The sequence below is a fragment of the Mycobacterium genavense ATCC 51234 genome (assembly GCF_000526915.1).
GTDB lineage: Bacteria > Actinomycetota > Actinomycetes > Mycobacteriales > Mycobacteriaceae > Mycobacterium > Mycobacterium genavense.
In genome coordinates, this window is record NZ_JAGZ01000009.1 from 183876 (window position 1) to 197036 (window position 13161).

At 68.3% G+C, this 13161-nt stretch carries 11 protein-coding genes and 3 pseudogenes; 9 read left to right on the plus strand and 5 right to left on the minus strand.

The genetic code is table 11. From position 1 onward, the window contains the following. Positions 1-25: 25 nt before the first annotated feature. Positions 26-685: a cutinase family protein gene (locus T428_RS0119075; RefSeq protein WP_036468429.1), complete on the minus strand. Its 660-nt coding sequence runs from the start codon at positions 683-685 to the stop codon at positions 26-28. 43 nt (positions 686-728) lie between these two features. Here T428_RS0119075 and T428_RS0119080 point away from each other — a divergent pair, with 43 nt between their 5' ends. Both T428_RS0119080 and T428_RS0119085 read left to right on the plus strand, forming a co-directional pair. Then, positions 729-1535 (plus strand): purine-nucleoside phosphorylase, encoded by an 807-nt coding sequence (locus T428_RS0119080; RefSeq protein ID WP_025737744.1) that lies wholly within the window; start codon positions 729-731, stop codon positions 1533-1535. A 2-nt stretch (positions 1536-1537) separates the two neighbouring features. Continuing rightward, a complete protein-coding gene (locus T428_RS0119085) occupies positions 1538-3121 on the plus strand; it encodes a phospho-sugar mutase (protein WP_025737745.1) in 1584 nt (527 codons plus the stop codon). Here the strand turns inward: T428_RS0119085 and upp are convergent. Beyond that, entirely contained in the window at positions 3012-3746 is a 735-nt protein-coding gene (gene upp, locus T428_RS0119090; RefSeq protein ID WP_025737746.1) for a uracil phosphoribosyltransferase, read from the minus strand. The genes T428_RS0119085 and upp overlap by 110 nt on opposite strands. A 133-nt stretch (positions 3747-3879) precedes the next feature. Between upp and T428_RS0119095 the strand changes: the two genes are divergently transcribed. Genes T428_RS0119095 through T428_RS0119105 form a run of 3 tightly spaced genes read left to right on the plus strand, consistent with a single transcriptional unit; the run spans position 3880 to position 7102 of the window. Continuing rightward, a complete protein-coding gene (locus tag T428_RS0119095; protein WP_036468459.1) occupies positions 3880-4710 on the plus strand; it encodes an alkaline phosphatase family protein in 831 nt (276 codons plus the stop codon). Positions 4711-4767: 57 nt separating this feature from the next. Beyond that, positions 4768-6066 carry a protein export chaperone SatS gene (gene satS, locus T428_RS0119100; protein WP_025737748.1) on the plus strand — a complete coding sequence of 433 codons (1299 nt, stop codon included), beginning with the start codon at positions 4768-4770 and terminating at the stop codon, positions 6064-6066. A gap of 52 nt (positions 6067-6118) precedes the next feature. Beyond that, positions 6119-7102: a VWA domain-containing protein gene (locus T428_RS0119105; protein WP_025737749.1), complete on the plus strand. Its 984-nt coding sequence runs from the start codon at positions 6119-6121 to the stop codon at positions 7100-7102. 6 nt (positions 7103-7108) lie between these two features. On the opposite strand, the gene T428_RS0119110 is transcribed toward T428_RS0119105, so the two are convergent. Further along, complete coding sequence (locus T428_RS0119110; protein WP_025737750.1) at positions 7109-8113, minus strand: VWA domain-containing protein; 1005 nt, start codon at positions 8111-8113, stop codon at positions 7109-7111. Between the two features lie 33 nt (positions 8114-8146). Then, positions 8147-9143: pseudogene (locus T428_RS35840) on the minus strand (cupin). A 120-nt stretch (positions 9144-9263) separates the two neighbouring features. Between T428_RS35840 and T428_RS0119125 the strand changes: the two are divergent. Both T428_RS0119125 and T428_RS32230 read left to right on the plus strand, forming a co-directional pair. Further along, positions 9264-9923, plus strand: a complete 660-nt coding sequence (locus T428_RS0119125; protein ID WP_025737753.1) for a GntR family transcriptional regulator — start codon at positions 9264-9266, stop codon at positions 9921-9923. A 155-nt stretch (positions 9924-10078) separates the two neighbouring features. After that, positions 10079-10597: pseudogene (locus T428_RS32230) on the plus strand (PPE family protein); the annotation flags it as partial. 41 nt (positions 10598-10638) lie between these two features. On the opposite strand, the gene T428_RS29475 reads toward T428_RS32230, so the two are convergent. After that, entirely contained in the window at positions 10639-10887 is a 249-nt protein-coding gene (locus T428_RS29475; RefSeq protein ID WP_156942995.1) for a hypothetical protein, read from the minus strand. 476 nt (positions 10888-11363) lie between these two features. Between T428_RS29475 and T428_RS0119140 the strand changes: the two genes are divergently transcribed. Both T428_RS0119140 and T428_RS29485 read left to right on the plus strand, forming a co-directional pair. Further along, positions 11364-11606 (plus strand): CDGP domain-containing protein, encoded by a 243-nt coding sequence (locus tag T428_RS0119140; protein WP_025737755.1) that lies wholly within the window; start codon positions 11364-11366, stop codon positions 11604-11606. Between the two features lie 124 nt (positions 11607-11730). Continuing rightward, positions 11731-13149, plus strand: a pseudogene (locus tag T428_RS29485) (HNH endonuclease signature motif containing protein). Positions 13150-13161: the final 12 nt, after the last annotated feature.

Here is a 13161-nt window from a genome sequence, read left to right on the forward strand (position 1 = left end):
CCGCGGCCGACCGAACCGACGGCGGCTACACGCGTCCGGCGATGAAGCTGGCCGCCTGGCCGGGGTAGGGCGGGACCGAATAGTCGTGGTGCGCGTCCCGGTCGCGACCGCCGACGACGCAGACCGGATCGCCGGCGCTGCACTCGTCGATGGCACGGCCGGCGAACTGCCCGGCCGTCGACAGCGGGGTGTTGAACCGGTTGCCGGGGTTGCCGAACACGGCGACCGCCCTGATCTTGCTGGCCAGGCCTGGGTCCAGCGCCGGAGCCGAACCGAATTGACCGATGGTGTTGCCCAGCGGGGGCACCCCGGCCAGCATCGATACCGCGGCCGCGCCCTGCGAGAAGCCCCCCAGGACCAGGTGGGTGGCCGGGCACTGGTCGACCATCGCCGCGATGTGATCGCGGGCATCGTTGGCGCCGTCACCGGTCTGCAGGAAGTTGTAGCTGGCCGGGTAGTTCACCGCGTAGTTGTCGAGGTTGCGCCCGCCCAGGGCGGGCTGCAGCGCGGCGAACAGCGCATCGCCGACGGCGCCCAGGCCGGGCGGCTCGTTGGTGCCTCGGGCGAAAATCAGCTGGACGTCCGGGCAGTCGGCGCGTGCCGTCGGCGCCGGAGCGGTGACGATGCCCAACGAAACGGCGATTGCAATGACCAGGCCAGTAACCGGCCACCTACCAAAACTCATGCGGGGAATCCTGACATATATAGCGAAGCTAAGCTCGCGAAGTGTGGCCGACGTTGCATCCGAGAATTCTCAACTCGCACAACGCGCGGCAAATTCCATCCGCGAGCAAACCGGCGTCGAGGCCCACGACATCGCCATCGTGCTCGGCTCGGGATGGTCACCGGCGATCGCGGAGCTGGGCTCCCCCGACGTCGTGCTGCCCCAGGCCGAGATTCCCGGCTTCGCACCGCCGCGCGCGGCCGGCCATCCCGGTGAGCTGTTGTCGGTGCGCATCGGTGCACACCGGGTGCTGGTGCTGGCCGGGCGGGTGCACGCCTACGAGGGCCATGACCTGAGCCACGTCGTGCACCCGGTGCGGGCGGCCTGCGCGGCCGGGGCCGGTGTCGTGGTGCTGACCAACGCGGCCGGCGGATTGCGCACCGACATGCAGGTGGGCCAGCCGGTGCTGATCAGCGATCACCTGAACCTGACCGCGCGCTCGCCGTTGGTCGGCGCCGAGTTCGTCGACCTTACCGATGCCTACGCCGTGCGGCTGCGCGTTCTGGCCCGCGCGGCCGATCCGGACCTGACCGAAGGCGTCTACGCGGGCCTCCCCGGCCCGCACTACGAGACGCCGGCCGAAATCCGGATGCTGCGGACGCTGGGCGCCGACCTGGTCGGCATGTCGACCGTGCACGAGACGATCGCGGCCCGCGCGGCCGGCGCCGAGGTGCTGGGCATTTCGCTGGTGACCAACCTGGCGGCCGGTATCAGTGGCGCTCCGCTGAGCCATGCCGACGTGATGGCCGCCGGGGCCGCGTCGGCGGCCCGGATCGGCGCACTGCTCGCCTCGATCATCACCCGGGTTTAGTTGTGACGCCGGAGGACTGGATCGCACACGACCCCGATCCGACGACCGCCGCCGAGCTTGCCGCATGCTCTCCGGAGGAGCTTCGCGCCCGGTTCTCCCGCCCCCTGGCGTTCGGCACCGCGGGGTTGCGCGGCCCGGTGCGCGGCGGCCCGGACGCCATGAACGTCGCGGTGGTGTCGCGTGCGACTTGGGCCGTGGCACAGGTGCTTACGGATCACGGGCGGGCCGGCGCGCGGGTGATCGTCGGGCGCGACACCCGGCACAGTTCGGCGGTCTTCGCCACGGTGACCGCGGAAGTGCTTGCCGCCGAGGGCTTCTCGGTGCTGCTGCTGCCGGGGCCGGTACCGACACCGGTGGTCGCCTACGCGGTGCGGCACACCGGTGCCGTCGCCGGAATCCAGATCACCGCCTCGCACAATCCGCCGGCCGACAACGGCTACAAGGTGTACTTCGACGGCGGCATCCAGATCATCTCCCCGGCCGACACCGAGATCGAAACCGCAATGGCCACAGCCCCTCCCGCCGACCAGATCAACCGCGTGCCCGTCGCGGGGGCGGACTCCGACCTGGTCGCGCGCTACGTCGAACGCGCTGCCGCGGTGCGGCGTGGCACCGGCTCGGTGCGAGTGGCGCTGACCCCGCTGCACGGCGTCGGCGGCGCGGTGGCCGTCCAGACGCTGCACCGCGCCGGCTTCGGCCAGGTGCACACCGTCGGCGCCCAGTACGCGCCCGATCCCGACTTCCCCACCGTCGCGTTCCCGAACCCCGAGGAACCCGGCGCCACCGACGCGTTGCTCACCCTGGCCGCCGAGATCGAGGCCGACGTCGCGATCGCCCTGGATCCCGACGCGGACCGCTGCGCGGTGGGCATCCCGACGGCTACCGGGTGGCGCATGCTGTCCGGCGACGAAACCGGTTGGCTGCTGGGCGATTACATTCTGTCCCACGAACGACGACCGGACCGCGCGGTGGTGGCCAGCACCATCGTGTCCTCCCGGATGCTCGCGCAGATCGCCGCGCACTACGGCGCGATCCACGTCGAGACGCGCACCGGATTCAAATGGCTGGCGCGTGCCGATGCGAAGGTGCCCGGCGGCACCCTGGTCTACGCCTACGAAGAAGCGATCGGGCACTGCGTCGACCCGTCCGCGGTGCGCGACAAGGACGGCATCAGCGCCGCGGTCCTGGTCTGCGACATGGTGGCCGCGGTCAAGCAGCAGGGCCGTTCGATTCCGGACGTGCTCGACGAACTCGCCCGGCGATACGGCGTGCACGAAGGCGCGGCGGTGTCGCGCCGGGTCGCCGACGCGGGCGAAGCCGCCGAACTCATGGCCCGGCTGCGCACCGCCCCGCCGGACCGACTGGCCGGGTTCGCCGTGAGATTCACCGATATCGGCGACGCGCTGATCTTCACCGCGGGCGACGACGACACCTCGATCAGGGTGGTGGTGCGGCCGTCCGGGACCGAGCCGAAGCTCAAGTGCTACATGGAGATTGGCTGCGCCGCTGCCGACGACCTGACTTCTTCTCGGACTTACGCAGCCGCGCTGCGCGCGCAGCTGGTTGCTTCGGTGGCGCACTGGTGAAGACACGCGGCCCGAACTGGCGGTCGCCGGCATCGCCGAGACCCGGCACGATAAACGCCGACTTGTTGAGGCCCTTGTCGACGGCCGCGGTGAACACTCGGGCGTCCGGCGCGATTTCCTCAACGGCCGCAAGGCCTTCCGGTGCGGCCACCACGCACAGCACGGTGATATCCGTCGCGCCACGGCGCTGCAGCAGTTCGATGGTGTAGCTCATCGAACCGCCGGTGGCCAGCATCGGATCGAGCACCATCACCGGTCGGTGTTTGAGCTTGGCCGGCAGCGACTCCATGTACGGGAAGGGCAGATGGGTCTGTTCGTCGCGGGCCACCCCGACGAAGCCGACCTCGGCCTCGGGAATCGCGGCATGCGCCTCGTTGACCATTCCGAGCCCGGCCCGCAACACCGGAACCAGCAGTGGCGGCTTGGTCAATCGCTTTCCGAGCGTGTCGGCCAGCGGTGTGCGGATCCGGACCGGCGTGGTGGCCGCGTCCCGGGTGGCCTCGTAGACCAGCATCAGCGTCAGCTCCCGCAGCGCGGCCCGGAAGCCGGCGGCATCGGTGCGTTCGTCGCGCAGCACCGTCAGCCGGGTGGCGGCCAACGGGTGGTCGATCACACGCACTTGCATGCGTCCGAGGGTATATAACGATCCGACCTCGGTTGGCTAAAGTGCGGCTGACGCCCATGCGCGCCTGCTGTGCGACACGCGGGTCGGCTCGTATGCTCCTCGGGTGTTTCGCGAGATTCGACGTCTGCTCATCGTGGTCGCGGCGGCCGCGTTGACGTGGTTGGCCGCCGCCCCGTTGGCCCCCCGCGTGACCGCCGCGGCCGCGCTGCCCCGGCCCGCGCACATCGTAATTGTGGTGGAAGAGAACCGTTCTGAAGGTCATATCATCGGCAGCCCGCAGAACCCGTTCATCAACGCCCTTGCCTCCCATGGCGCCAACATGGTGCGATCGTTCGCCGAAACACATCCCAGCGAACCGAACTACTTGGCGATGTTCGCCGGCAATACCTTTGGCCTGACCAGGGATTCGTGCCCGATCAACGCCGGCAACGCACCCAACCTGGGTTCGGAACTGCTCGCCGCCGGTTACACCTTCATCGGCTATGCCGAGGACCTGCCCGCCGTCGGGTCGCCGGTGTGCAGCGCGGGCAAGTACGCGCGCAAGCATGTGCCGTGGGCCAATTTCACCAACCTGCCGTCGACGAGTTCGGTGCCGTTCTCCGCGTTCCCGCAAGGGAACTACGCCAGCCTGCCGACGGTGTCGTTCGTCATTCCCAACAACGACAACAACATGCACGACGGCTCGATCGCCCAGGGCGACGCCTGGCTGAATCGGCAGCTGTCCGGGTACGCCAACTGGGCGGTCGCCAACAACAGCCTGCTGATCGTGACCTGGGACGAGGACGACGGCGGCAAGAACAACCAGATCCCGACGATCATCTATGGCGCGCACGTCCAGCCCGGCAGCTACACCGAGCAGATGAGCCACTACAACCTGCTGTCCACCATCGAGCAGATGTACGGCCTACCCAAGACGGGCAACGCGGCCAACGCTCCCGCGATCACCAGCATCTGGGCGGGATAGGCCCACCGCCCGACACCGGACCCGGCTGGCGGGCCAGCCGTCGCTATTCTGTGCCGCATGGCTGCTGACCTCGTACCCATCCGTCTGAGCCTGTCCGACGGTGACCGCTACACCGTGTGGGCACCGCGTTGGCGCGACTCAGGCGACGAGTGGGAGGCGTTCCTGGGCAACGAGGACGACCTGTACGTCTTCGAGGACGTTGCCGACCTCGTCGCGTTCGTGCGTTCCGGCGCCGAGAACGACCTGAGCGATCACCCGGCGTGGAAAGACCTGACCGCGGCGCACGCGCACACTTTCGAGCCCGCCGAGGCCAGGCAGTTCGACCTGGTGGCCGTCGAGGAATTGGTGGCCGAGAAGCCGACCGAGGAGTCGGTGACCGCGCTGGCCGGCGCCCTGGCGATCGTGTCGTCGGTCGGGTCGGTCTGCGAGCTGGCGGCGGTGTCGAAGTTCTTCAACGGCAACCCAACCCTGGGCACCGTGTCCGACGGTATCGACCACTTCACCGGCAAGGCCGGCGCCAAGCGCTGGAATGCGATCGCCGAGATCATCGGTCGCGGCTGGGATGACGTGCTGTCCGCGATCGAGGAGATCATCAGCACCCCCGAGGTCGACGAAAAGGCGTCGGCAAAAGCCGCCGAAGAACTGGCCGAGGAACGCGACGAAGAAGAATCCGAGGAAGAAGCCGACGCGGTCGACAGCGACGCGGTCGACGAGGACGAGTCCGATGACACCGAGGCCGAAGACTCCGACGACGACGAGGAGGAGGACGAGGTCCGCGCGCCCGGCGACACCGTCGTGCTGGGCAGCGACGAGGACTTCTGGATGCAGGTGGGCATCGACCCGGTCCGCATCTTGACGAGTTCGGGCACGTTCTACACGCTGCGCTGCTACCTGGACGACCGCCCGATCTTCCTGGGCCGCAACGGACGGATCAGCGTGTTCACCTCCGAGCGCAGCCTGGCCCGCTACCTGGCCGACGAGCACGACCACGACCTGTCCGATCTGAGCACCTACGACGACATCCGCACCGCCGCGACGGACGGATCGCTGGCCGTGGAGGTCACCGACGAGAACATCTACGTGCTGTCCGGGTTGGCCGACGACTTCGCCGACGGGCCCGACGCCGTCGACCGCGAACAACTCGACCTCGCCGTCGAACTGCTCCGCGATATCGGTGACTACTCCGAGGAGTGCACCGTCGACAAAGCCCTGGAACCGACCACGCCGCTGGGCAAGCTGGTGGCCTATGTGCTGGAGCCCGGATCGGTGAGCAAGCCGGCGTCGCCGTATTCGGCGGCGGTGCGCGAATGGGAGGAGCTGGAGAAGTTCGTCGATTCCCGGCTGCGGCGTGAGTAGGGCGCTTCAGCCTTTCGTTTGACGGGTCCTCGGGTCTCCTCTTTACTGGCGGGTGTCGCTTCCCGTGATCGGACCGCTGCCGTTCTACGGATTTCAGCGTCCGGCCTTGCTGTTGTTGGGGCTGATCCCGCTGGGTTTACTCGCGGTGTACGTCGTCGTCGAGGGCCGGCGCCGGCGCCGGCTGCGCCGCTACACCGATGCCGAGGTGCCGCAATCGATCTGGCGGCATCTGCCGGTAGTCGTATCGTTGCTCAGCCTGGTGCTGCTGACCATCGCGCTGGGCACCCCGACCCACGACATGCGTATTCCACGCAACCGCGCCGTCGTCATGCTAGTGATCGACATGTCGCAGTCGATGCGGGCGACCGACGTCGAGCCCGACCGGCTGCGGGCCGCCGAGCAGGCCGCCAGCAAGTTCGCCGCCCAGCTGACGCCGGGCATCAACCTCGGCCTCGTCGGGTTCGCCGGAACTCCCTATCTGCTGGTGCCGCCGACCCCGCAGCACCAGGCCACCATCGATGCCCTGCCCAAGCTGCAATTCGGCGACGGCACCGCGACCGGTCAAGCCATCTACACCGCGCTGCACGCGATCGACGCGAGCAACACCACCGGCGGGGACACGCCGCCGCCGGCAAGGATCGTGCTGCTGTCCGACGGCGGCGAGAACAGGCCGACCGACCCTAGCGATCCGCGCGACGGCGTCTACACCGCGTCGCGGCTGGCCAAGGACCAGGGCGTGCCGATCTCGACGATCTCGTTCGGCACCAAAAGCGGCAGCATCACGCTGGACGGGGCGCAGGTCAACGTCCCGGTGTCGACGGACCAGATGAAGAAGGTCGCCCAACTGGCCGGTGGGCAAACCTACACGGCCTCCAACCTCGACGAGCTCACCAAGGACTACGAAGCCATCCAGCAGGAGATCGGGTATCGCACCGTGCCCGGGCCGGGCGGATCCGGCTGGCTGCGGCTCGGCGTGCTCACCGCGTTGATCGCCACGCTGTTGGCGCTGCTGATCAACCGTCGGCTGCCTACCTAGGAGCCGTCAAGCGGGCAGCCTGCGGTTCAGGAACAGCCCGGCCAACACCGCACCGGCCATCGCGACAGTGCCGAGCAGCAACCAGGCCAGGCTCGCGTCGCCCTTGACGGTCTCGTAACCGATCTGGCGCTGCAGCGTCGAATAGACCTGCTTCAGCGACTCCAGGCTGTCGGCATGGAACGCCTGGCCGTCGGTGATCTTGGTGATCTCCTGCAGGGTCTGGTCGTCGACGGGAACCGGGATCGTCGCGCCCTGGTAGACGACGGTGCCGTCGGGAGTCCCGAAGGAGATCGTGGAGATCTGAACGCCCTCGGCCTTGGCCGCGCGCGCCGCGGTGAACGCGCCCTGCGGAGCATTGGGGTCCAGCGGGACGTTCTCGGCGCCGTCGGACTCCAACACGATGCGTGCCGGGGGCGGACCCTCGCCGCCACCCATCACCGCACCCACCGTCGCGATGGCCTGCATCGCGGTGAAAAGGCCTTCGCCCGTAGCGGTTTTCGGCGCCGGCTGCAGGCCGTCGATCGCGGCCTTGACGGCGCCGCGGTTGGTCGTCGGCGAAACCAGCAGGGTGGCGTTAGCCGCGAACGCCACCAGCCCCAGGTTGATCGCCGGCGTCAACTCGTCGGCGAACTGCTTACCGGCCTCCTGCGCGGCCGCCAGCCGGTTGGGAGCCACATCGGTGGCGGCCATCGACTCGGAGACGTCGATGACCAACATCACCACCGCGCGGTTGAGCGGAATCCGCACATCGGTCGTCGGGCCGGCCATCGCCGTGGTCAGCAGCACCAGCGACACGGCCAGCAGAATCGTCGGGATATGGCGCCAGCGGGACAGCCGGGCGGGCGCCACCCGCTCCAGCACTTCCATGTTGGCGAACCGCAGCACGCGGCGCCGCCGGGCGAACTGCTGGACGTAGAGCCCGATCACCAGCAGCACTGCCAGCAGCACCAGGAAGAACCATCCGTGCTGAAATCCGGTGAGCGACACCGGACCCAGCAGTGGCACCTTCATGCCACGTCACATTACGTGGCGGGGCTGCCCCGCTTACCCTGCGACGAGGTCGCGGCGCTGGGTGAATTTGATGTCGAGACTGCGCAGATGGGTCTGCAGTCCGGCGTCCTGGACGGGGATCCGGTGGGCGGGCTGATCGGTCTCGTTGAAGTGGGCGTGCCACATGCCCGGCGGAGTGGTGAACGCGCCGCCGGCCTGCCAGTCCACCCGGATCGGATCGACGATGTCGCCGCGCTCGTCGAGCCGCGTTCCCAGCAACGAATAACAGCCGGCGGGCGGTGCGTCGAGAATTGAGGTCCAACGCGACCGACTGGTGCCGATGCGGGCGCTGCTCCTGATTGGGGGGCAGCACACCGAACATCGCCCACAGCACGTGGGTGATGGTCAGCGTCTGCTCCTGGTTCTGGTTGGCCAGCAGCACACTCACCCGGCTCTTGTCGTTGGCGCCGGGTCGATTGGCGATCTCGTCCAGCTTGGCCACCGCGTCGGTGCGGCAGAACTTGGTCGCGGCGAACCTGGGCTCGCGCGCCTCGGCGCCCAGGTAGCGCAGCAGCGGCTCGTCGTGCACCCAGTACATGGCCACCTCGGAGTCGGCGTAGAACACCGAGCGCGAACCGGCGGGCAGCGTCAGGAAGTCACCCTTCCCAGCAGGCCGTGGCCGCGGCGAAGCCGTGCCCGAACAGCACGTAGTACAGCTGCGAGGTGGCGTTGGGGCTGGTGTGTCGACCTGCTCGCCGGCGCGGATGCGCACGAAGTTGGCCAGCAGCGCGGGACTGGTCGCCGCACCAGCGATGCCCAGCTCCGACGATAGATCCAGCGGCACCACACCGGTGGGCTGATCCAGGTAGACCTCGGGCCCGAACTGGGTAATCGGCACCTGCGGCGCAAATCCGGAGCCGATCGGGTTGGCGGCCTTGGAGTACTCGAAGTAGCGGGCGTCGTCGGCCCAGTCGACGAAACGGCCCTCGAAGCCCTACTCGGCCACGTTGGTCATCGGCGCCGGGATCGTCGGGTCCAGATTCACGGACATCGCGCATCTCCTTCGTACTAGGCTTGTGTTTGAATCGTATCTATCTTGTATCTCAGTGTCAATCGTCGCGCCGGGTACGGTATTGACACCTGAGATACGACTGAGCTACAAGGGGGCGCCGTGGCACCGACCGCCAAGGATCGCGCGCTGGAGTACGTCAAGACGCAGGTGCTTACCGGTGCGTTTCCCGGCGGGGAGCTGATCAGCGAGGGCGACATCGCCTCCGCGCTGGGCATGTCGCGGACCCCGGTGCGCGAGGCTTTTTTGCGGATGGAGGCCGAGGGCCTGCTGCAGTTGTACCCGCAACGTGGGGCCCTCGTCATCCCGGTCTCATCCGACGAGGTGCGCTCGGTCATCGAGGCCCGGCTGGTGCTGGAGGCCTACGCCGCCCGCAAGGTGATCGGGCGGGGACCCGCCGTCTGCGCCGCGGTGTTCGAACGACTGTCGGCCGAGCTGCAGCGGCAGCGCGACACCGCGGCGGCCGGCCAGTGGCGCGAATTCCTCGAGTCCGACCGCGCCTTCCACGCGATCACCCTGGACGAGTCCGGCAACACGATTCTGTCCGGCTTTTACTCCTCGCTGCGCGATCGTCAGATGCGGATGACCGGCGAATCCGCACTGCGCCAACAAGATCGGGTCGCGACGATTCTGCGGGAGCACCTCGCGATCGCCGAAGCACTGCGTGACGGCGATATGTCGCGGTCGCAGCAGGCCGTCCAGGCCCACCTCGCCAGCACCGTGCGCGCCATCGGCCTGGCCGTCGACGCGTCGTTGATCTGATCGTCGGGTCGACACGGACTCAAATACCTGTCCAAAAACGCCCAAGTTCCGGTGCTGCCGTGTTAGAACTCCCTACACGGGGTCAACCTCTTCGGGCGGGGGTTCAACCAAACTGTTGTGCCGTTTTACTGGTCCACTCGAAAGGCAACGACGCCATGGACTTTGGGTTGCTGATGTCGGAAATCAACTCCGCACGCATGTATACCGGGCCCGGGTCGGGCCCGATGCTGGCCGCCGCGGCGGCCTGGGATGAGTTAGCCGCTCAGCTGGAATCGGCTGCGGGAGGCTACTTTTCGGAAGTCGCGGGATTAACCGGGCAAACATGGTTCGGCCCGTCGTCGATGCGGATGGCCGCCGCCGCCACGCCGTACGTGGCCTGGCCGCAGGCGGCAGCCGCGCAGGCCGCCCAGACGTCGGCCCAGGCCTATGCGGCGGCAGCGACTTACGAGACGGCGTTCGCGATGACGGTGTCCCCACCGGTGATCGCGGCCAACCGGGCGCAGTTGATGGCGTTGGTGGCGACCAACTTTTTCGGGCAGAACACACCCGCGATCGCTGCCACCGAGGCGCAGTACGGCGAGATGTGGGTGCAGGACGCCACCGCCATGTACACCTACGCCGCCGACGCCACGACCGTGAGCACCCTGAAGTCGTTCGACGAGCCACCGCAGACCACCAACTCGACCGGGCAGGTCGACCAGGCCCGCGCGATGGCTCAGAGCGCGGGCAACCTCACCGGAGCCCGCACCCAGTCCCTGGTGCAGCAGGTGTCGACCAACACCACCGGGCCCGGTGGCATCGACTTCACCCCGCCGGCCGAGCTCGACCCGTCCATCCCGCCCGGGACATCGGCCAACATGCCGCCGCTGAGCATCATCTCCGTCGGGACCAACACGCACATGATCGTCGACGCGGGGTCGGTCACCATGGCACCCACCGGCGTCGCGGGCTTCTTCGAAGTCACTGCCCAGAGCGGATCGACCATCACCCTCAACCCGGGCAGTATCTTTACCGCCGGAGTCCTCCCACAGTGGGTGGACGTAGCCACCGGCACCAACGTGAGTGGCGTCGTCACCGTCGGCTCCGAAGGCCTCACCCTTACCCCCCAAATTTGCGATCGGGGCTATCGGCTTCCTCAACTCGGGCTCCGTCACGCTCGGTTCGGGAACCAGCATCATTACCACCAACGACACCGCCATCGGATTTGCCGGCCTTTCCGGCGCGACCCTCACCAACGCGGCGGGCACCGTCTCCTACATCCCGTCACCCGCGTTTGCCACCGCCGCCAGCTCCGCCCGGCCTGGCCGGAACCGCCGGAATCCAACCGCAACTCAACGCCGAGGGGCTTGCGGACTGGGCCCGCCGCCTTGTGTCTCCGGCGGAAGAAGCCGCGGCGGCGGCCTTGGGGTAAAAGCCCGGCCACAGCGGTAGCGTCGAACCATGAAGCACCGCATCGTAGCAGGATTGACCGCGCTGCTGATGGGCGGCGGCGTGATCGCCGCTGCACCAGCCGGCGAACCTATCATCAGCAAGTGCGACGGACCCATCCAGCCCGACGGCACCTGGCAACGCTGCGTGGTCACGAAGAATCTGGTGGCCAACGGCGCCAGTTCCTTTTTCGTGCCCGAACGGACCTGCGGCGTCATCGGCCCCGGCGGCCTGGACCCACATATCGACGGCTGAGCCGCGTCGGGCCTCACCGCAGTTATCCACAGGGTGCGACCTGCCAAAACGCTGACGTTAGTGGACACCGCTATAATCGAACACGTGTTCGACGGGGGATGCCGATGCGGCGGTGGTGGAGCGGATGTGGGCGGCGGCGCTGGCGGAGAACCGGGCGGCCGGGGCGCGGTTGACGGCGATCGGTGAGCTCGACGTGCTGCGGCTGCGCCAGTGGGGGGAACGAGAGTCCTGGGTGGCCGATACCTGGGCGGCCATCTCCGCCGAGATCGCCGCCGCCCTGGATATCAGCCAGGGGTTGGCGTCGAGTTATCTGAACTATGCCCGCGCGCTGCGCATGCGGCTGCCACGCATCGGTGCGCTGTTGCTGGCCGGCGACATCAGTTAGGCGACGTTTCAGACGATCGTGTACCGCACCGACTTGATCACCGACCCCGAGGCCATGGCCACCGTCGACGCCCACCTGGCGGCCAAGGTGCGTCACTGGCCCTCGATGACCCGCGCCCAACTGGGTGCGGCGGTCGATCGCGTCGTCGCGACCACTGACCGTGACGCGCTCCGGCGCACCCGACAACAGCAGGCCGACCGCGAGGTGTCCTTCCACGACAGCGGCAACGGGCTCAGCGAGATCTTCGGCCGCCTACAAAGCCCTAACACCCACCTCGTCGACGCCCGCCTAACCGCCCTAGCCCAGTCGGTGTGTCCGGCCGATCCGCGCACGCTGGCCCAGCGCCGCGCCGACGCGATGGCCGCACTGGCCACCGACGCCGACCGGCTGCTGTGTCGCTGCGGACAACCCACCTGCCCCGCCGCCACCACCACAGCACCCAGCCCGGTACTCATCCACGTCGTGGCCACCCAATCCACCCTCGATGGCAGCGCCCCCGCACCCGGCGCACTGATCGGCACCGACGTACTCATCCCCGCCGAACTGATCGCCCAACTGGCCGCACAGGCCACCCTGCGACCACTGGTCCACCCCGGCAACGCACCAGCCGAACCCCACTACACCCCCACACCCGCGCTGGCCGACTTCGTCCGCTGCCGCGACCTGACCTGCCGATTCCCCGGCTGCGACCGCCCCGCCATCGACACCGACCTCGACCACACCATCCCCTACGCCCACGGCGGCCCCACCTGCGCGGCGAACATCAAATGCCTATGCCGACTGCACCACCTGATCAAAACCTTCTGGGGATGGCACGACCGACAACTACCCGACGGCACCATCATCTGGACCTCCCCGGCCGGGCGCACCCACATCACCGCCCCCGGCGCCGCCCTACTATTCCCAGCCCTATGCGCCCCCACCGGTGAAATCACCACACCAGACCCGCCCCACCCCTGCACCGACCGCACCGCCATGATGCCCCGACGCCGCCGCACCCGCACCCGACGCCGCTACGACTACATCGGACTACATCGCCGCCGAACGACGCCGAAACCACGCAACACGCCAAGCACACCAACCACACCAACCAGCCCACCCCCAACACAACTCACCACACCGAGCCACCCACCCGACGACGAACCCCCACCCTTCTAAGCGTGGTGACCG